General features: G+C 65.0%; 18 protein-coding genes. 7 read left to right on the forward strand and 11 right to left on the reverse strand.

Annotation, left to right across the window (positions count from 1 at the left end; all coding sequences use genetic code 11):
- The first annotated feature begins 1 nt into the window (after position 1).
- From E0501_RS09080 to E0501_RS09090, 3 genes are read left to right on the forward strand one after another with little or no spacing between them, the layout of a single operon-like run.
- Positions 2–949: a Gfo/Idh/MocA family protein gene (locus E0501_RS09080; RefSeq protein ID WP_137701066.1), complete on the forward strand. Its 948-nt coding sequence runs from the start codon at positions 2–4 to the stop codon at positions 947–949.
- Positions 946–1,638 (forward strand): acylneuraminate cytidylyltransferase family protein, encoded by a 693-nt coding sequence (locus E0501_RS09085; RefSeq protein WP_137701067.1) that lies wholly within the window; start codon positions 946–948, stop codon positions 1,636–1,638. The genes E0501_RS09080 and E0501_RS09085 overlap by 4 nt, the downstream gene beginning before the upstream one ends.
- On the forward strand, positions 1,635–2,426 hold the full coding sequence (locus E0501_RS09090; RefSeq protein ID WP_161594588.1) for an SDR family NAD(P)-dependent oxidoreductase: 792 nt from the start codon (positions 1,635–1,637) through the stop codon (positions 2,424–2,426). The genes E0501_RS09085 and E0501_RS09090 overlap by 4 nt, the downstream gene beginning before the upstream one ends.
- A 13-nt stretch (positions 2,427–2,439) precedes the next feature.
- On the opposite strand, the gene E0501_RS09095 is transcribed toward E0501_RS09090, so the two are convergent.
- Genes E0501_RS09095 through neuC form a run of 3 tightly spaced genes read right to left on the reverse strand, consistent with a single transcriptional unit; the run spans position 2,440 to position 6,128 of the window.
- Positions 2,440–3,741, reverse strand: a complete 1,302-nt coding sequence (locus E0501_RS09095) for a 3-deoxy-D-manno-octulosonic acid transferase (protein ID WP_235857799.1) — start codon at positions 3,739–3,741, stop codon at positions 2,440–2,442.
- Positions 3,742–3,754: 13 nt separating this feature from the next.
- Entirely contained in the window at positions 3,755–5,014 is a 1,260-nt protein-coding gene (locus tag E0501_RS09100; protein WP_137701069.1) for a 3-deoxy-D-manno-octulosonic acid transferase, read from the reverse strand.
- The gene (gene neuC, locus E0501_RS09105) at positions 5,007–6,128 is read right to left on the reverse strand and encodes a UDP-N-acetylglucosamine 2-epimerase (protein WP_137701070.1); all 1,122 of its coding nucleotides are present in this window, start codon (positions 6,126–6,128) and stop codon (positions 5,007–5,009) included. The genes E0501_RS09100 and neuC overlap by 8 nt, the downstream gene beginning before the upstream one ends.
- A 108-nt stretch (positions 6,129–6,236) precedes the next feature.
- Between neuC and E0501_RS09110 the strand changes: the two genes are divergently transcribed.
- On the forward strand, positions 6,237–7,019 hold the full coding sequence (locus E0501_RS09110) for a glycosyltransferase family protein (RefSeq protein ID WP_137701071.1): 783 nt from the start codon (positions 6,237–6,239) through the stop codon (positions 7,017–7,019).
- Entirely contained in the window at positions 7,019–7,660 is a 642-nt protein-coding gene (locus E0501_RS09115) for a glycosyltransferase family 29 protein (RefSeq protein WP_137701072.1), read from the forward strand. Before E0501_RS09110 ends, E0501_RS09115 begins: the two co-directional genes overlap by 1 nt.
- On the opposite strand, the gene E0501_RS09120 is transcribed toward E0501_RS09115, so the two are convergent.
- Positions 7,661–8,689: an N-acetylneuraminate synthase family protein gene (locus E0501_RS09120; RefSeq protein WP_137701073.1), complete on the reverse strand. Its 1,029-nt coding sequence runs from the start codon at positions 8,687–8,689 to the stop codon at positions 7,661–7,663.
- Position 8,690: 1 nt separating this feature from the next.
- The gene (locus E0501_RS09125; protein ID WP_235857800.1) at positions 8,691–9,560 is read right to left on the reverse strand and encodes a lysophospholipid acyltransferase family protein; all 870 of its coding nucleotides are present in this window, start codon (positions 9,558–9,560) and stop codon (positions 8,691–8,693) included.
- A 131-nt stretch (positions 9,561–9,691) separates the two neighbouring features.
- Here E0501_RS09125 and E0501_RS09130 point away from each other — a divergent pair, with 131 nt between their 5' ends.
- Positions 9,692–10,261, forward strand: a complete 570-nt coding sequence (locus tag E0501_RS09130) for a cupin domain-containing protein (protein ID WP_137701075.1) — start codon at positions 9,692–9,694, stop codon at positions 10,259–10,261.
- Here E0501_RS09130 and E0501_RS09135 read toward each other — a convergent pair.
- From E0501_RS09135 to E0501_RS09160, 6 genes are all read right to left on the reverse strand, one after another.
- On the reverse strand, positions 10,258–11,877 hold the full coding sequence (locus E0501_RS09135) for a GMC family oxidoreductase (protein ID WP_137701076.1): 1,620 nt from the start codon (positions 11,875–11,877) through the stop codon (positions 10,258–10,260). The two genes, E0501_RS09130 and E0501_RS09135, sit on opposite strands and share 4 nt — an antisense overlap.
- Positions 11,874–13,292 carry an amidase gene (locus E0501_RS09140; protein ID WP_137701077.1) on the reverse strand — a complete coding sequence of 473 codons (1,419 nt, stop codon included), beginning with the start codon at positions 13,290–13,292 and terminating at the stop codon, positions 11,874–11,876. The genes E0501_RS09135 and E0501_RS09140 overlap by 4 nt, the downstream gene beginning before the upstream one ends.
- Before the next feature lie 95 nt (positions 13,293–13,387).
- Positions 13,388–14,410 (reverse strand): ABC transporter substrate-binding protein, encoded by a 1,023-nt coding sequence (locus E0501_RS09145; RefSeq protein ID WP_137701078.1) that lies wholly within the window; start codon positions 14,408–14,410, stop codon positions 13,388–13,390.
- Between the two features lie 66 nt (positions 14,411–14,476).
- Positions 14,477–15,298 carry an ABC transporter permease gene (locus E0501_RS09150; protein ID WP_137701079.1) on the reverse strand — a complete coding sequence of 274 codons (822 nt, stop codon included), beginning with the start codon at positions 15,296–15,298 and terminating at the stop codon, positions 14,477–14,479.
- Positions 15,288–16,229, reverse strand: coding sequence for an ABC transporter permease (locus E0501_RS09155; protein ID WP_205123475.1), 942 nt, complete (start codon positions 16,227–16,229; stop codon positions 15,288–15,290). Before E0501_RS09155 ends, E0501_RS09150 begins: the two co-directional genes overlap by 11 nt.
- Before the next feature lie 5 nt (positions 16,230–16,234).
- Positions 16,235–17,341 carry an ABC transporter ATP-binding protein gene (locus E0501_RS09160; protein WP_137701080.1) on the reverse strand — a complete coding sequence of 369 codons (1,107 nt, stop codon included), beginning with the start codon at positions 17,339–17,341 and terminating at the stop codon, positions 16,235–16,237.
- A 217-nt stretch (positions 17,342–17,558) separates the two neighbouring features.
- Between E0501_RS09160 and E0501_RS09165 the strand changes: the two genes are divergently transcribed.
- Entirely contained in the window at positions 17,559–19,220 is a 1,662-nt protein-coding gene (locus E0501_RS09165; protein WP_137701081.1) for an amidohydrolase, read from the forward strand.

The raw sequence follows: 19,220 nt of genomic DNA on the forward strand, positions 1-19,220 counted from the left end.
GATGGGCACCCAGTATTTCGTTGTCGGGTCCGGCTCGATCGGGCGGCGGCATCATGACAACCTGACGGCCCTGGGCGCCGAAAGCCACCTGATGGGCTGGCGCGGGCTGAACCTGGCCACGTTCGAGGCGCTGGTCGGCGGCGCCGGGCAGGCGGGCGTGGTGATCGCCACGGCGACGCAGGTGCGGCTTGAGTTGATCGAGATCTGCGGGCGGCTGGGCGTGCCCTTCTATGTCGAGAAGCCGCTGGCCTTCCGGCTGGATGAGTTGGACCGCATCTATGCCGCGGCGGAACCCGTGGCCGAACGGTCGGTGGTGGGCTTCATGATGCGCTATCACCCGGCGCTGCGGGCGCTGCACGCGGGTCCCGTCGCCGCCTATGGTTTCAACATGGAAATCGGTCACGACGTGCGGCAATGGCGGCAGAACTGGCGCTTTGGCGACAGCTACGCGGCCCGGGCCGAGGGCGGCGGCGTGCTGCTCGATCTCTGTCACGAGCTGGACATGGCGCATTGCCTGTTTCCGCGGGCCGATCTGCAGGCCGTCGACTGCATCGGCCACGCCGATTTTCCCGGCGTCGATTTCGCCACACGCGTGACGCTGGCGGAAGATGGCGGGCCGGTGGGCACGGTTTCGATGGACTACCTGTCGCCCAAAAGCCTGCGCCGCACCAGCCTGCGCGGGCGTGACGAGGTGCTCGACCTCGACCTGCTGGGCCCGCACTGGGTGCGGTCTTCGGGGGGTGAGGACGTGACCCGCGAATGGGCGTTCGAACGCAACGACATGTTTCTTGGCCTCATGCGCGACTTCATGGCGCTGGCCGAGGGGCGCGCGCCTTCGGACAATCCGCTTTTGCCGCGCTTCGACCGGGTTTATGACAGCTGCGCGCTGCTCGCGCGGGCGTGGGAGGCACGCCGGTTTCACGGCGCGCTGACAGGAGGGTTCGAATGATCATTGGCCATATCGGGGTGCGCAAGGGCTCGAAAGGCGTGCCCGGCAAGAACTTCCGCGATCTTCTGGGCAAGCCGCTTATTGACTGGTCGCTGGAACAGCTTCTGGCGCATGATCGTGTCGACACCGTTGTTGTCAGCACCGATGACGAACGGATCTATGAGCATGCCATCGCCAAGGGCTGCCTGGAAATGGGGCTGCGGCCCGATCACCTGGCCACCGATGCGGCGGGCAAATGGGGCGTGTGGCAGCACGCGCTGGAACGCGCCGAGGAACTGGCGGGACCGTGCGAGGCGTTTCTCGACCTCGACGCAACATCGCCCCTGCGCGACATGAGCGATATCGACGGGGCGCTGGATGCGTTCTTCAAGGACCGGCCCGACATGATCATGTCCTGCACCGAGGCGCGCAAGAACCCGTATTTCAACCTGGTTGAGCCGGATGAAACCGGGGCGCTGCATGTCTCGAAACCGCTGCCGGGCGGAGTGGTGGCACGCCAGCAGGCGCCGACCGTCTGGGAACACGCGGCCAGCACCTATGTCGTTGATCCCGATTATCTGCGCCGGGCGCAAAGCCTGTTCGAGGGTCGGGTGCTGCCCTACCTGATGCCGCCCGAGCGTTGTATCGACATCGACAGCGAGCTGGATTTCAAGATCGTCGAATGCCTGATGAAGGAGCGAGTGCAATGACCGATCAACTGAAGGGCCGGACGGTCTTTATCACCGGGTCCGGCGGGGTTCTGGGCTCGACCTATGTGCGCCGCATGCTGGCCGAAGGCGCCCGCGTGGTGGCAAGCGACCTGCCCGGCCACCGCGCCGACGCGTTGATCGAGACGCATGGCGGGAACGAGCATTTCCGCTTCTACGATCTGGACGTCGGCGACGAACCGGCGGTCGAAGAGATCTTCAAGCGGATCCTGGCCGATGGGTGGCAGCCCAACGTGGTGCTGAACAACGCCGCGATCACCGGTGAGCTGCTGATGGGCAAGGGAAAATCCTTCCCGGATTTCGCCGACACCACGGTCGAGGATTTCGAGAAGACCCTGCGCACCAACCTGACCGGTGCCTTCATGGTCGCCCGCCAGATGGACCGCGATATCGTGGGCAAGTATCCCAGCACGCTGATCAACGTGGCGTCGATGTATGCGCTCAACGGCGCGCATCACCCGATCTACGACGGCATGCCGTTCAAGAACTTTTCGGCCTATGGCGTGACGAAGGCGGGCATTCACGGGCTGACGGTGTGGCTGGCCGGCTACTGGGCGAAACGGCAGGCGACGGTGAACACCATCGCGCCGGGGGCGGTGTTCAACAACCACTCGGAAGAATTCCAGCGCCGGGTGGGTGAGCTGATCATGGCCGGCCGGATGTGCCGGCCCGACGAGATCGCCGACGTGATGCTGTTCCTGGCCAGTGAACAGGCGGGCTACATGACCGGGCAGCTTGTCAACGTGGATGGCGGTTTCTCGGCCTGGTGATCCGGCGAAGGCCCTATAGCCAGCGGTCCAGCGCCGTCAGGGTCTTTTCGACCGCGCCCGCGTGATCGGCCAGGAACGCGTCGATCTGCGCGCGCGTGGGCAGATCATCCGATAACATTGCCTGCGGTAGCGCATCGGTCGTGACCTGCCGGGCGACGCCGGCCTCGATCGCCGCGAAGGCAGGGTATTCGATGGTCCATATCTCGGGGCCGACCAACACCGGTTTACCCAGGCTGAGCGGTTCGATGATGTTGTGGCTGCCGCGCGGGTTGAAGCCGCCCCCGGCCACCGCCAGATCGCCCATGGCGAGGTAGAAATACATCTCGCCCAGGCTGTCACCCAGGAGAACGTCGATCTGCGGCGTGCCAGTCAGTTCCAGATCGTCATTCAGGATGTCCGAGCGCCGCGCATAGGCGATGCCTGCCTGCTCCAGCTTCTCTGCCATCGGGCCGAACCGTTCGGGGGCACGCGGCACAAGGATGAAAAACGCCTTTCTAGAGACTGTTTGCAGCATCTCGCCAATCAGATCGACGAACAGATCCTCCTCCCATTCGACGACGGAGGTGAGCGTGATCACCCGTCGGCTGCCGGCCAGTGCGTCGCGCGCCGCCCCCGCGGCCTGAAGCTGTGGCATCGGCAGCGGTTGCTCGAACCGCATTTCGCCGGTGATGGCGATGTTGTCCTGTCCCAGTGCGCGGAACCGTTCGGCCTGCGCCCCGGATTTCACCATCACCCCGGCAAAGCCCGGCACCAGCAGCGCGGGCGACAGGAACCGCGCCCGGTCACGTTCATAGCTTTTCACCGGATATTGCCCGTTGCACAGGAAGAGCGGCACGCCTGCTCGGCGGCAGGCGGTGATCATGCCGGGCCAGAATTCCACCTCCATCACCAGTCCGAAACGTGGGCGGAACGCGCGCAGGAACCGCCGGAAGGCCAGACCGTAGTCGAAGGGAACATAGACCGCCGAGAGCCGGCCCGAGGCGATCTCGGGCGCGAATGTCTTTTCCGCCTCGCGCAGGCCGGCGGGGGTGAAATGGGTGGTGACCACCTGTTCGCCCCGGTCGAGAAAGGCGCGGATCAGCGGCACGGCCGAGCGCAGTTCGCCGATTGAGACGGCGTGAATCCAGACATGCGGCGCGTTGCACGCCGCATGGCGGCCAAAGCGTTGCCCAATGCGCTGACGATAGAGCGGATCGCGCCGGCCCCGGCGCCACAGGTACAGCAGGATCACCGGCATCAGCAAAAGCCACGCCACGCGCCAGAGCACGAGGAAGGCGCGAAGCCGAAGCGGTTTTTTCCAGGGGGAAAGAGCCAAGAGCGATGCCTGTTCAGACGAGCGTGACCAGCTTTTGGCACAAAGCGTCCAGCCGGTCCATATTCGCGTCGATCAGCGCGGCGGCGCGGGGGCTCATCTCGGGCGTTGCAGGATCGCCCAGCGCGGTGGCCAGCATGGCGGCGCTATCCACCTGCCGTGCGGCGCCAGCTGCATGCAGCGCCGCGTAGTCGGGGGCGAAATTGGCGGTGTTCGGCCCGTGCAGGATGGCCACGCCCAGGCGCGCGGCCTCCCACGGGTTGTGGCCCTGCACCGGCCCCATAGACCCGCCGACGAAGGCCACGGGGGCCAGGCGGTAGAAAAGGCCCATTTCGCCCAGCGTGTCGATCAGGTAGACTTGGGTGTCGTCCTCCGGCACCGCGCCGCTGCTGCGGCGGGCCGCGCGCAGGCCGCGGCCCTTCAGTACGGTCATTATTTCACCGGCGCGCTCGGGCAGGCGCGGGGCCAGCAGCAGAAGCGTGTCGGGCGCGTCTTTCAGGCGGGTTTGATGCGCGTCCAGAACCATCGCCTCGTCCTCGGCATGGGTCGAGGCGGCGATCCAGGCCGGCCGGGCGCCGATCTGCGCCTGTAGCGCGGCGCGCGCCTCGGGTTGATCTGCCAAGGGCGGCGCGATGGATTTAAGCGAGCCATCGCTGCGCACCACCGGCGCGCCCAGCGTGGCGAGGTTGGCGGCGGTGTCCTCATCCTGCGCCGAGACCAGGGCAAAGCGCGGCAGCACGTCACGATAGATCGCCCCGGCCTTCTGCCGCCGGGCCAGCGCCGCGGCGTTCATCCGCGCGTTGACCAGTGCCAAGGGGATGCCGGCGGCATCGCTACGATAGACGATCCCCGGCCACAGTTCCTGTTCCGCCCAGATCGAAAGGTCCGGGCGCCAGTGTGCCAGGAACCGCCGGGCCGGTCCCGGGGCATCGAGCGGTGCGAACTGGTGGATGGTGCGGGGCGTCAGGTTCTGCGCCAGCGCGCGGGCCGAACCTACTGTGTTCGAGGTGACGAGAAAGTGCAGATCAGGCTCTAACAAGGCCAAACGCGCGATCAGGCCACGCAGGGCCAGCACTTCGCCCAGCCCGACGGCATGCAGCCAGATCAGCCGTCCCTCGGGGCGCGGGGCCGAGGCATGACCCAGCTTTTCGCGCCAGCGTGCGGCGTCTTCCTTGCCGCGCCTGACCCGGCGTTTCAGATGGAAAGGCAGAAGCGGCAGCAAGGCCCAGGTCAGCGCCAGCCAGCCGCGCAGGGCAAGGCCGGGGGCCTCAGCCATGATCGTGGAATTCCTTTTGCAGGCTGCGCGACCAGAACCCGGGATCGTCCATCACCTCGACAAAACGCTGCGCGGCATTGCCTTCGCCGAATTCGGCATCGCGCGGGTAGCGCTTGCCCCATTCCCCGGCCAGGAAACGGGTAATGGTGGCGCTGTCGGACGCCTCGCAAGAGGTGATCGATGCGCCTTGCGAGCGGTTGTTCTGCCGCGTGCCGATATCCAGCGAGGGGATGCCCAGGAACGGTGCCTCGCGCACGCCGGCGCTGGAATTGCCGACAATGCAGGCGGCGTTTTTCATCGCCTCGGAAAAATGCGCGAACCGCATCGAGGGGATGGCGCGGAACCGGTCCTTGGGCAGGGCGCGGATCACCTTCAGGATATCCTCGGAGCCCGGATCGTTGTTGGGCAGGATCACGACAAAGGGCCGCTTTGACGCTTTCAGCGCGCCGAACAGCGCGGCGGCCTGCGCGCCCATCGTGTCAGCCTCGGAGGTGACGGGGTGGAAGGTGGCGATGCCGAATTCATCGAAGGGGATCGCGTAATGCGCCTTCACCGCGTCGATCGTGGTTCCGGACGCGCGGGAATGGAAATCAAGCTCGGGCGAGCCGATGGCATGGATCGCCTCGGCCGGTTCGCCCAGCGCCATCACCCGCCGCGCGGCGGATTGCGAGCTGACGAAGTGGCAATAGGCCAGCTTCGTGTTGCAGTGGCGGAACAACTCGTCGATCGTGCCCGACACCTCGCCGCCCTCGATATGGGCGCAGCGGATGTAGTTGGTGGCGCAGACCAATGCGCAGGCCAGCGCCTCGACCCGGTCACCATGCACCACCACAAGATCGGGGCGATGTTCGGCCACGAAGTCGGAAAATCCCAGCACCGTCTTGGCCAGCACCATGTCCTGTGGATCGCCGATGCGCTGGTTCAGGAATTCGTGCACTTTCACGCCCGGGGTGCGGTGCACCTCGATCTTGGTCAGGCCATAGCGTTCAAGCATGTGCATGCCGGTGACAAAGAAAGACACGTCATGGCCCGCATCGCGCGCGGCAAGGGCCAGGGGCTCGATCTTGCCGAAATCGGCGCGGGTGCCGGTGACGAATAGAAGGCGTTTTTGCATGTCTCGACCGGGGCTCGGGTTTTTCGATGGTATGGACAGATTGCGCCCGGATGTCTAGGCAGAGGCCATTACGCCCTGCAAAGCGCCCCAGCCCCGAAGGACACCCCGATGACGCAGCCCCGCACCGTGATCTGCATGAAATGGGGCACGCTCTACTCGGCGGCCTATGTGAACGTGCTTTATACCGCCGTGCGCGCGCATATGACGGGCGATTTCCGTTTCGTCTGCCTGACCGATGACGCCGAGGGCCTTTTGCCCCAGATCGACCATTTCCCGATCCCGGAAATGGGCCTCTCGGAGTTCAACTGGAAAAAGGGCGGCTGGCCCAAGCTGTCGGTCTTCAAAGAGGAGCTTTACGACATCACCGGGCGTTGCCTGTTTCTGGACCTCGACAGTGTGATTACCGGGCCGCTCGATGATCTGTTTACCCATCCCGGCGACGTGGTGGTGATCGACACCTCGGCCAACTGGAACGCGCTGGGTGGCGATGCCGCGCCGATGGCGGGCACCGGCGTGTTCACCTTCACCATCGGCCAGTTCCCCGAGATTTTCGACCGCTTCATGGCCGATCACGACGCCAATGTCGCCAAGTACCGGATCGAGCAGATCTACCTGCAGGGCGAATTGCCCGAGGGCACCATGGCCTTCTGGCCGCCCGAATGGGTACTCAGCTTCAAGTATCACCTGCGCCGCCCGGCGCTTTTGGGCCTTGTTCAGCGGCCGAAGCTGCCCTTGCCCGATACCCGCGTGGTGGCCTTTCACGGCGAGCCCCGCCCGATTGATCTGGTGCGTCCGGGCATCTGGGGCATCGGGCCGAACTGGGGGCGGGGCCGGGTGCCTTGGGCGGTCGATTACTGGGTGGCCAACGGCGGCAACCCCGAGAGCGACTGATGGTTTCGGCGCGCGTCAGGGCATGGCCCCGGAAGTACCTGTTCCAGGCGCCCCGGGGATGGCTGCTCAAACTGGCCAGCCGGTCGAATGCGCGGATGCGCAGGCTGCTGGCGGGCAAATCGGTCGTCGTCGTCGGCAACGCGAAAAGCCTTCTGGATCGCGACTTCGGCAGCCAGATCGACGCGGCGGACGTGGTGATACGCCTGAACAAGGGCTTCGTCATCGCGCCGGAGGCGCAGGGCAGCCGGACCGACATGGTGGGCCTCACGCCCGAGCTTTCCGAGGCCGAGGTGGACGAGAAATTCGCGCCGGGGCATCTGCTGATGCTGATCCCCAAGATGCGGCACTACCGGATTTTCGGGCGCCGCAACGTGCGCAATACGCTCTTCTATCCGTTCCGCTGGTGGCTGGCCGATCGCAACCTGATCGGGCGGCGGCCGTCCTCGGGCTTCATGGCGATCAGTTGGCTGATGCGGCTGGGCGTCGCGAAATCGGTCACGCTTTACGGCTTCGATTTCGGCGCGACGGCGACCTATTACAATCCGGATGGCTACAAGACGCCGCACAATTTCGCCCGCGAAGGCGAAATCATCCAGGGGTGGGAGGCCGACGGCCTCCTGACCATCGTTCGCTCAGCGTGATCAGTCGAGATCCGACCATTTGAGCTGCTGGTTGCGCTTCACCGCCACCTTGAGCGTCTTGCCCACCACCTTGTCGAACTCGTATCCCGCGATCTCGCCCGATCCGGGCCGGCGGGGCCAGATATCGGCCTCGCCGACCACGTGGCCCGCGGGCAGGTCGGCATCGGCCACCACGCTGGCGCGGGCAAAGCGATAGACATCTTCCTCGGGGCCAGTGCGCTTCTTGTCGTTGTTGGCGGCGATCCAGATTTCGCGGCTGCGGTCGATCAGAAAGCGCAGCTCGGCCGGGTCCATCGAACAGCTGACATCGGGCCCCTTGCGATAGCGCGTGTCCGTATAGTGACGTTCCAGGATGCAGGCACCCAGCGCCACGCTGGCCAGCGCCATTTCCGGCCCGATCGAGTGGTCGGAGAAGCCGACAACGGCATTGGGAAAGGCGTTCTTCAGTTCGGTCACCCCCTTGAGCGACACGATCTCGGCCGGCGAGGGGTAAAGGTTCGTGCATTCCAGCAGGGCATAATCGATGCCCGCCTCTTCGAGGATGGCGACGCTGGCGCGCATCGTCTCGATCGTCTGCATGCCGGTGGACAGGATCACCGGTTTGCCCTTCTTCGCGATATGGCGAATGAGCGGCAGGTTATCCGCCTCGCCCGAGCCGATCTTGTAGGCGGGCACATCCAGCGTTTCCAGGAAATCGCAGGCGGCGCGGGAAAAGGGCGTGGAAATCCAGATCAGGCCCAGTTCCTCGGAATAGCGCTTGAGCTCGGCCTCGTCCTCGCGGCTCAGCGCGCATTGTTCCATCACCTCCCAGATCGACACGTCGGCATTGGGCGGAAAGATCTGCTTGGCCTCGTCCGTCATTTCGTCTTCGACGATATGCGTCTGGTGCTTGATCATCTCACAGCCCGCGCCCGCGGCCAGCCGCACCATCTCCTTGGCGACCTCCAGGTCACCGCCGTGGTTGATGCCGATCTCGGCAATGACAAGCGGCGGATGGTCGGGGCCGATTTCACGGTTGGCAATCTTCATCTCAGGCCTCCTTGGGCGGGTTGATGTCTTTCCAGCGGTTATGGATCCAGAACCACTGTCCCATATGCGCGCGCACCTGCCGTTCAAGCGAGTCGTTCAGCGCCTGGGTCATTTCCTCGGCGGTGGTGTGGGCGATCGGCTCTTCCAGCACGGCGCGAAAGCTCAGACCGTCGGGCTGACGAATGCCGTAGCAGGGCACCACCGTGGCGTTGTATTTCAGCGCCAGCTCGGCAAAGCTGAGCGCGGTATAGGCGGTGTGGCCGAAGAAGTTCAGCGGCACGCCGTTGTTCAGCCTCTGGTCGATCAGCACCGCCAGCGTGCCGCCCTTTTTCATGAACCGCATCATTTCGGCCATGCCGCGCCTTCCGCGCGAAAACAGAGGCTTACCGACTTTCTGGATGGTCTCGACATAGATTTCGTTGAACTGCGGAATGTTCATCGGGCGATAGATGCCACCCACCTGGAAGCCCTGGTTGATCACGCTGGCGCGCACCACGTCGTAATTGCCGAAATGCCCCGAGACGAGGATCGAGGGTCGCCCCTCGGCCCGGGCCTGTTCCAGCGCGGCAAGGCCGGGGCCTTCCAGCGTGGTTGCCCGTGCGATGGGCACGAAATCATCAGGCGAAAACAGCTCGGCCATGGTGCGGCCGAAATTGTCGGGGACCGCGCGCTGAATGCGGCGGATCTCGCTGTCGGATATTTCCGGCATCACCAGGCGCAGGTTGTCGGCGATCCGGGTGCGCCAGCCGATCAGCGGCGCGGCCACGCGGCTGACCACCCAGCCGGAAAACGGCACCCGCCAGCGATAGGGCAGCAGATGCATGAACCACAGCAAACCGCGGATGGCGGCGAACTGCAGGCGGTCTTTCATGCCGCGGGGTTGTTTTCGGGCGGTGCTCATGGGCGCTACGTGTTTTGTCCTTGGCGGCTGTATCGCGCAAAATCGCCCCCTTTGAAAGCCCTTGCCAAAGAGGCAGTATCCCGTCCGGGAGGAGAAGCGGAATGACGCCTGACAATGAGATGCCGGCACCACCTGCCGATTTCCGCCGCGCGGTCGATGCAGCGTGGTGGCTGCATATGGCCTTTCCCGATGTGGCGGGGTTTTCGGCGTGGAACGGGCGCTGGATGTGGCGCGATCTGCCCGCCGCACCGGGGCCCGTGCTGACCGGGGCCGGGGCCTTGCCCGTGGCCGGGCAATATGCCGACGGGCTGGCCGAGGCGCGCGATGCCTTTCTTGCCCTGTCTGACCGCGCGCACTGGGGCGCGGCCTATGGGAAACCCGGCCTTGCCGCCTATGAGCTGGTCGGGCGCGAGGGGCATTTCCTGAACCCGCGGCTGCGCGGCTTCGTTTTCTGGGCCGGCCAGGGGGCCGAGGCCACCATCGAAATACCCGACCAGGTGCTTTACCTCGTCGTCGCCGGATCGCTGCGCGCGGGGCCAAAAGGCAGGTCGGCGCGCCCGCTGGCCCCCGGTGACGTCGCCTTTCAGGCGGCGGGACAGCCGCACCGGCTGGCCGCGCCCGACGGCCCCGCGCTTCTCTGGGCGCTCTGGCGCGAGGTTCTGCCGGGTTAGCGCGCCGCTCTCCGGATCATGTCGGCGGCCTTTTCGGCGATCATGATCGTTGGTGCGTTGGTGTTGCCGCTGATCAGGGTCGGCATGACCGAGGCATCGACGATCCGCAGCCCCTCGATGCCGCGCAGCTTCAGCTCGGGGTCGACCACGGCCATGTCATCCACCCCCATCCGGCAGGTGCCGACCGGATGATAGATCGTGTCGGCGCGGGCACGGATGTGGCTCTCCCACTCCGTATCGCTCATCCCGTCCCGGGTGCCGAACAGCTCTTTCCAGACATAATCGCGCAGCGGCGGGCTCATCACGATGTCGCGGGTCATGCGCGCGCCCCGGATCAGGGTGTGCAGATCACGCTCATCCGACAGGAAGGCCGGGTCGATCGCCGGTGCCGCCATTGAGTTGGCCGAGGTCAGCGAGACGGTGCCGCGCGAATAGGGCCGCAGCGCGCAGACATGCGCGGAAAAACCATGACCCAGGTGCAGCCTGCGCGCGTGATCGTCGACCACGCCGATCACGAAATGGGTCTGAAGGTCAGGCCGGTCGAGTGCCGGATCGGATTTCAGGAAACTGCCCGCTTCGGCAAAGGGCGTGGCGAACATCGAGTTTCCGTCGCGCCGCCATTTCAGGATGTGGCGCACCAGGTTCCAGGTGGCGTAAAGACCCAGCCCGAAATTGTCGCGATCGCGGGTTTTCCAGGCGAGGATGAAATCCAGGTGATCCTGCAGGTTCTGCCCCACGCCCGGCAATTCATGCACCATGTCGATGCCGTGCGGGCGGATATCCTCGGGCCGGCCCACGCCCGACAGCTGCAACAGCTGCGGCGTGTTGAACGTGCCGCCCGACAGGATCACCTCGCGGTTGGCGCGGATCTCCGTCTCGCCCGCCTTCGTCTTCACCCGCACCGCCACCGCGCGGCGCCCTTCGAACAGGACGCGCTGGGCGTGGCTGCGGGTCATCACGTGCAGGTTGGCGCGGCCCATCGCCGGAAAGAGGTAAGCCGCGGCGGCCGAGCAGCGCTCGCCGTTCTTTTCGGCCGAATGGAACTGCGTGACCTGGTAAAGGCCCGCGCCGGAATTGTCGCCGGTGTTGAAATCATCCGTCTGTCGCACCTGCATCGCCTGGTGCGCCTCGACGAAAGCCCGCGAGATCGGGCGCGGTGCCTTCTGGTCGGACACGTGCAGCGGCCCGTCGCCGCCGTGCATGTCATCCGCGCCGCGTTCATTGTCTTCGGCGCGCAGGAAATAGGGCAGCACGTCGTCCCGGCTCCACCCGGCACATCCCGCCGCCGCCCAGCCATCGTAATCCTGCCGCTGTCCACGGACATAAAGCATCGCATTGATCGCGCTCGACCCGCCCAGCGCCTTGCCGCGCGGCTGATAGCCCTGCCGCCCGTTAAGGCCCGCCTGCGGAACCGTCTTGAACGCCCAGTTGTTCAGCTTTGGCCGCCCCGGCAGCATGGCAAGCACCGCTGCAGGCGCGCGCACAAGGATCGAGTTGCCGCCGTCACCCGCCTCGATCAGGCAGACCGTGGTGCCGGGGTCCTCCGACAGGCGCGCGGCCAACGTGGCCCCGCCCGAACCGCCGCCGACGATGACGTAATCGAACGCCGTGCTCATGTCGGACGTGCGCCTGGCGTGTTGAACCAGCCGCCCAGCGCGGTCTCGTATGCCATTGCCGCCTGGAACGCGATCTCGTCGCGATAGGTGGGGGCGACGATCTGCAGGCCGGTGGGCACCCCGTTCGATGCAAAGCCCGACGGAACCGAGATCACCGGGCAGCGGCTCATCATGTTGAAAGGCGTGGTCATCACCCAGCCCAGTTCTGGGCGCACCTCGACCCCTTCGATTTCGACGGTGTCCTTCGACTGGTCGAAATCGGCCGGCACGGCGGGCAGGGCATTGGTGGGGCAGATCAGGCAGTCATAGTCTTCCAGCAGCGGCCCCAGTTTCCTGTAGGCTTCGCCCGCGACTTCCAGCGTGCGCACGAAATCCCGCGCGGTGGAGGTGAGCGAGCCCTCGGCAAAGGCCCGGCAATAGGTGGTCATGTCGTCCGCGTGCTCGTCCAGCAGTTCGGACATCGACCCGCCGAACAGGTGGGTGAGGTAGGCGAAACAGGCTTCGGGCACTTCGGGGCCCCAGCCGATTTCCACCTCCTCGACCGTCGCGCCCAGATCGCGGAACACCTGCGCCGCGGCCAGCGTGTTGCGCCGCACCTCGCGGTCCACGGTGAAACTGCCCAGGTCCATCGACAGCGCGATCTTCCAGCCCTTGATCGGCGCGTAGTCCCTGGGCAGCGTCAGCTTGGGATAAAGCGTCGAGATATCACGCGGCGATGGCCCGCTCATCACGTTCTGCAGCAGGATCGCATCACCGACCGACCGCGCCAGCGGCCCTGTGTGGCAATAGAAATCCAGGTTGAACGGGATGTCATCGGGGTTGCGGCCATAGGGCGGTTTATAACCAACCAGCCCGCAGCAGGAGGCTGGAATGCGGATCGACCCGCCGATATCCGATCCGGTGGCCAGGCTCGACGTGCCCAGCGCCAGCGATGCCGCCGAGCCGCCCGACGATCCGCCGGGCGTGAAGTCGGGGTTCCAGGGGTTTCGCGTGATGCCCCAGAGCCGCGTCCAGGTGAAGCCCGCGCAGGAGAACTCGGGCGTGGCGGTGCGGGCATGCACGATCGCGCCTTCGCCCAGGATGCGCTCGTTCATGACCGAGGTTTCCCGAGGCACGAAATCGCGCATGATGAGCGAGCCATAGGAGGTGGGTTTGCCCGCGATATGGCTTTCATCCTTGATCGCCACCGGCAACCCGTCGAGGCACCCGGCAGGCGCGCCGCGGGCCCAGCGCGCCTCGGATGCGCGGGCCTGCTCCAGCGCCTCGTCGAAATAGGTGTAGGTAAAGGCGTTGATCGTTTGGGCAGTTTCCTCGGCCCGTGCGATCTGCGCCTGCAGCAGTTCGACCGGGGACAGCGACCTGTCGGCAAAGCGCGCCAGCGCCTCGCTGGCGGTAAGGTAGAGAAGATCGCTCATGTCAGGGGCTTTCTGGTATCCGCGGCCTGGGTTCTGCCGCCGATGTGAAAACGAAAGTGGACGGCCCCGAAGGGCCGCCCATCAGATTGTGCAGATCACTTCTGCAGGTCGGTCCAGATGCGGGTGTAAAGCGCCTGGGTTTCCGGCGCGCAGGTCGGGATGAACACACCCTTGTCCTTCAGCTCGGCCGGGATCTGGATTTCCCGCGCCGTTTTCATGTCCTCGGGCATGAAGGCTTCCGAACCGGTGATGCCGTTGGCATAGCGCGCGAATTCCGAGATCAGAGCGGCGTTTTCCGGATCCATGATGAAGTTCTGGAACGCCTTGGCCTCGTCCATGTTCTGGGCGTCCTTCAGAACGCCGACCGAGTCCATCCAGACGACATAGCCCTCTTTCGGATAGCCGTACTTGATGTTCTCGTTCTGCAGCCGCATGCGGAAGGTCGACCCGTTCCAGTTCACGCCGGCCCACAGGTCCTCCTTGGCGAATTTCTCGATATTGCCGTAATCCATGCCCAGCCAGTGCTGCTTGGCCGCAACCAGCCCGTCGCGCACTTTCTTCAGCAGTTCCTTATCGTCGGTGCAAGGCTTGCCGCCGTAATACATGATCGCGAGGCCCATCACGTCGCCCATTTCCGGCACGACGTTGATCTTGCCTTTCAGCTCGTCCGGCGGGTCCATGAAGATGGCCGATGTGTCGATATCGCCGTCATAGTACTTGGTGTTCACCACCACGCCGGTCGTGCCCCATTGCCACGGCACGGTGTATTTGCGGCCCGGATCCCAATCGACATTCACCCAGACCGGATCGACATTCTTGAAGTTTTCCATCTGGTCGGGGCGGGTTTCGGCCAGAAGGCCTTCGCCGACCCAGATCGGCACGTAAGACGCCGAGGGCACCACGATGTCAAATCCGTGGCCGCCGGCCTTGACCTTAGCCAGCGCCGTGTCGTTGCTGTCATAGTCGGTGATCGTGACCTTGATGCCGGTCTCGGCCTCGAATTTCTCGATCAGCTTGGGGTTGGTATAGTTGCCCCAGTTGTAGATGTTCAGCTCCTGCGCCAGGGCGCCGGTGGCCGTAAAGGCCAGCGCGGTGGCGGCGATTGCAAGTTTCTTCATCGGTACTCTCCTTGTTGAAGATCTGGTTTCGTTATTTGCCCCGGCTCTGGCGGCCGGTTATGCCCGTCAGCCGCGTCGGCTGGTCAGGCGGAAAAACAGCGTGACCAGGATCGCCCCGGCCACCAGGATGACGGTTGAGATGGCGTTGACCTCGGGCGTGACCACGCGCCGCAGCTGGCCCAGCATGTAGGTGGGCAGCGTATCCTGACCCGCCGATTTCACGAATTCGGTGATCACCACGTCATCCAGCGAAATGACAAAGGCCAGCATCAGCCCGGCCACGATCCCCGGCCACATCAGCGGCAGCGTCACCCGCCGGAACGTCATCCAGGGCGAAGCATAGAGATCCTGCGCCGCCGCTTCGAGCGAGGTATCCATCGTCTCCAGCCGGGCGCGGATGGGCAGATAGGCAAAGGGCACGCAGAACGCGGTATGCGCGGCAATGAGGTAGATCATCGAGGTGTGCCCGGTCCACACCTTCACCGCGGCAAAGACGATCAGAAGCGCCACGGCGGTGACGATCTCGGGCACCATCAGCGGCTGGTTGATCAGCGCATAGATCATCGTCTTGCCAGGGAAATGCCGGGTGCGGGTGGTGGCCAGCGCCGCCATGGTCGCGGCAATGGTGGCGATCGTCGCCGCGCTGAAGGCCAGGTAGAGCGAGCGGATCGCGGCATCCTGCACCGCCTCGTTCGCGGCGGCCTGGTAGTACCAGCGCAGGCTGAACCCTTCCCAGATCGCCAGCGAGGTGCCGGCGTTGAAGGAATAGGCCACCAGGATCGTGATCGGTGCGTAAAGCGCGAAGAAGGTGAAAAGCGCCAGCACGGCAAAGCCCGGCAGCGTGCGCACCGAATATCCCTTGGGCTGTTTCACGGGTCTATCTGCCATCGGCCTGCTCCCGCGAGGTGACGCGCACATACCAGATGAGCGCAACCATCACCGCCACCATCAGCATCAGCGACAACGCCGCGCCCAGCGGCCAGTTGCGGCCCTGGCCGAACTGCAGCTCGATCAGGTTGCCGAACATCAGGTTCTTGCCCCCGCCCAGCACGCGCGGCGTGACATAGGCGCCAAGGCAGGGAATGAAGACAAGGATCGACCCGGCGATGATCCCCGGCTTTATCAGCGGCAGGATCACCCGGCGGAACGCCGTCCAGCGGCTGGCGTAAAGATCATGCGCCGCCTCGACCAGCCGGAAATCAAGCTTGTCGACGGCGGCATAAACCGGCAGCACCATCAGCGGCAGGTAGACGTATGTCATGCCGAAGCCGATCGCGAAATCGGTGAACATCATCTGCAATGGCGCGTCGATGATGCCCAGTTTCAGCAGCACCAGGTTGATCACCCCCTCGCTGCGGATCAGCTCCTGAATCGCGATGGTGCGCACAAGAAGGTTGGTCCAGAACGGCACGGTCACCAGGAACAGCCAGAACTCGCGCTTGCCGGGGGGTTGCGTGGCGATGAACCAAGCTGTCGGTACCCCGAAAATCAGTGTCAGCAACGTGGTGATCAGCGACAGCGACAGCGAACGCCAGAAGATCGACAGATGCGCATCCGCCCAGATCAGCGTGTCATCGAAGATGTCGCGCTGCACGATGGTATTTGTCCAGCCCTCAAGCGAGAACTGCCATTTCACGTTGCCATAGTCGCCCGGCGTCAGGAAGGAATAGACCACCATCACCAGAAGCGGCCCGGCCGCCGCAAAGATGATTATGACCAGCGCCGGCAGCGACAAGAGCCAGCGCCGCCGCGTATCCGCCGCGCGCGCTTCACGCTCCAGTTCGCCGGGGGGGTAGGGGGTGGCGCCCATCTCGCTCATTGCGCTCAATCCCTCAGAACCGTGACCGCGCCGGGGGCGATGGTTACCGCTGCCGCGCTGCCTGTTTCCGGGGCGGCCTCGCCGCCTTGTGGCGCGTTCGACAACCGCGCCTTCATGGCCTCGCCCGTGGCCAGCCGTAGGTGCACCACCGTGGCTTCGCCGGAATAGACCACGTTTTCGACCGTGCCGGCGATTTCTCTTTCGCCCGCCTCACCCGCGTGCACCGTGGCGTGTTCGGGGCGGACCAGAACGCTCACCTTGCCATCGCGCACGCCTTCGGGCACGTGCACGTCAAACGTCCCACCGGCGGCCAGCGTGGCCTTGCCGCCCGCCAGCGTCGCATCAAGGAAGTTCGACTCGCCGATGAAATTGGCCACGAACCGTTCGGCCGGGCGTTCATAGATGTCGCGCGGCGGGCCCACCTGCAGGATCTTACCGGCGCTCATCACCGCGATGCGGTCCGACATGGTCAGCGCCTCTTCCTGGTCGTGGGTGACGAAAATGAAGGTGATGCCGGTCTCGCTCTGCAGCCGCTTCAGCTCGATCTGCATGTCCTTGCGCAGCTTCAGGTCCAGCGCCGAAAGCGGCTCGTCCAACAGCAGCACCTCGGGATGCGGGGCCAGCGCGCGCGCCAGCGCCACGCGCTGCTGCTGCCCCCCCGAAATTTCACCGGTGCGCCGGTTCTTCAGCTCTTCCATCCGCACCAGCCGCAGCATCTCGTCCACGGTCTTTTGCACCTCGGCCTTGGGCTTGCCCAGCATCTCCAGCCCGAAGGCGATGTTCTGCGCCACGCTCATATGCGGGAATAGCGCGTAGTTCTGGAAGACCGTGTTCACCGGCCTCTGGTTCGGCGGCAGGCGCGAGATATCCCTCCCGCCCAGCCGGATCGCGCCCATGGTGGGCGGCTCAAACCCGGCAATCAGCCGCAGAAGCGTGGTCTTGCCACAGCCCGACGGGCCCAGAAGCGTGAAAAACTCGTTCTTGCGGATACCGACCGACACGTCGTCCAGCGCCCGCACTTCCTGCTCGCCGCGAAAGATTTTCGAGACATGATCGACCTCGACGGCAATTGCGTCCGTCGTGCTGTCCTGCGTGTTCGTTGTGGCGTCCATCCGTCCCCGTTCGGTGGCTTGCTCGACGCCGTATGCACCCCTGATTTTTCTTTCAGTCTAGGGACAAAGCAAAATTTTTGGCAACCGTTAACTTATGATGCATCGGTTTGGATGCGCCTAACCGGCCTGCATGCCCATAACCCGGGCAGACAAGCAAAACGCTTGCATTTCGCGCGTCCCGCGCGCCTCATGGGGGCGTCTGCAACGGGGGAAAATTATGTCACAGGCCGATTCAATCATCGTAAACGCCGTCGTCCTCACGATGGACGCCGACACCCCCCGGGCCGAGGCCATCGCCATCTCCGGCGATCGCATTCTCGCCGTCGGATCCGCCCGCGATATCGAGGCGCTGCGCGGCCCGCGCACCCGCGTGATCGACGCGCAGGGCAGCACTGTCATGCCCGGCATGGTCGAGGCGCATCTGCACCTGTTCGCGGGTGCCTTCGGCATGCGCCTTCTGCAGCTTGATGGGGTGCAGGGCCTGCCGGCGCTGCGCGACAAGGTGCAGGCCTATGCCGTCGCCAACCCCGACGAGGCGCTGCTGATCTGCAAGGCGACCGACTACAACCTTTTCGGCGACGGCGTTCAAACCACGCGTCAGATGCTGGACGAAGCGCTGGGCGATCGTCCGGTGCTCTATATCGCGGGGGACCATCACACCGCCTGGGCCAACACGATCGCGCTGGACAAGGCGGGGCTTCTGCACGGCTATGAAACCCCGCCGGGAAACGAGGTCGTGATGGCTGCCGACGGCACCGCCGCGGGCGAGTTGCGCGAACATGCCGCCTATGATCCGGTGATGGCGCTGCGCTCCTCCGGCGGGCGCGAGGGGCTGGGCCTCGCGGGGATCGAGCCCGACCACGTCACGCCCGAACAGCGCGAAGAAGATATCGCGGTGCTGAACGAAGGGCTGAAATACTGTGCCTCCTTCGGCTTCACCGCGTTGCACAACATGGACGGCAACCGCTATCAACTCGACCTTCTGCGCGAGATCGAGAACCGCGGCGATCTGATCTGCCGCACCGAGGTGCCGTTCCACCTGACGCCCGAAAAGCCGATTTCGACGTTGGAAGAGGCGAGCATGCTGGCCGAGGAGTTCGACAGTGACCGGCTGACCGCGCGGCGGGTCAAGATGTTCATGGACGGGGTGATCGACAGCTCTACCGCCGTGATGGTCGAAGATTACGCCGACCACCCCGGCTGGCGCGGTGAGCCGCTGCACGATGAAGAGCGGTTCGCGCAGGCCTGCATCGACGCCGACCGGCGCGGGCTGCAGATATCCGTGCATGCCATCGGCGATGGCGCGGTGCGCCGGGTGCTCGACGGCTACGAGGCCGCACAGAAGGCCAATGGCAAGCGTGACAGCCGCCACCGGATCGAACATATCGAGGTGCTGAACCCCGACGATCTGCCCCGCTTCCGCGAACTGGGCGTTGTCGCCTCGATGCAGCCGCCGCACCCGCCGGGCGCGATGGATTTCCCGCTGGAACCGTGGGTCACCCACGTGGGCGAAGCGCGCTGGCCCTGGGCCTTCCCGGTCAGCTACCTGCGTGGACAGGGCGTGCCCATCGCCTTCGCGTCGGACTGGCCGGTCTCGGATGTGAACCCGATGCGCGGGGTCAAGGCCGCGATCACCCGCAAGGCCTGGAAAGAGGGGCAGCCCAGCCACGCTTCGACCCTGCACCAGGCGCTACACGGCTATACCGCCGGGGGTGCCTATGCCAGTTTCGACGAAGGCCGGTTCGGCACGCTGAAACCCGGCATGCTGGCCGATATCGTGGTGATGGACCGCGATCTTGAACAGACGCCGGTTGATGAACTCGATCAGGCGCGCGCCGCGATCACCCTGTGCGGTGGCGCCATCACCTGGGAGGCGTAA

Source organism: Marimonas lutisalis (assembly GCF_005434965.1).
Taxonomy (GTDB): Bacteria; Pseudomonadota; Alphaproteobacteria; order Rhodobacterales; family Rhodobacteraceae; genus Marimonas_A; species Marimonas_A lutisalis.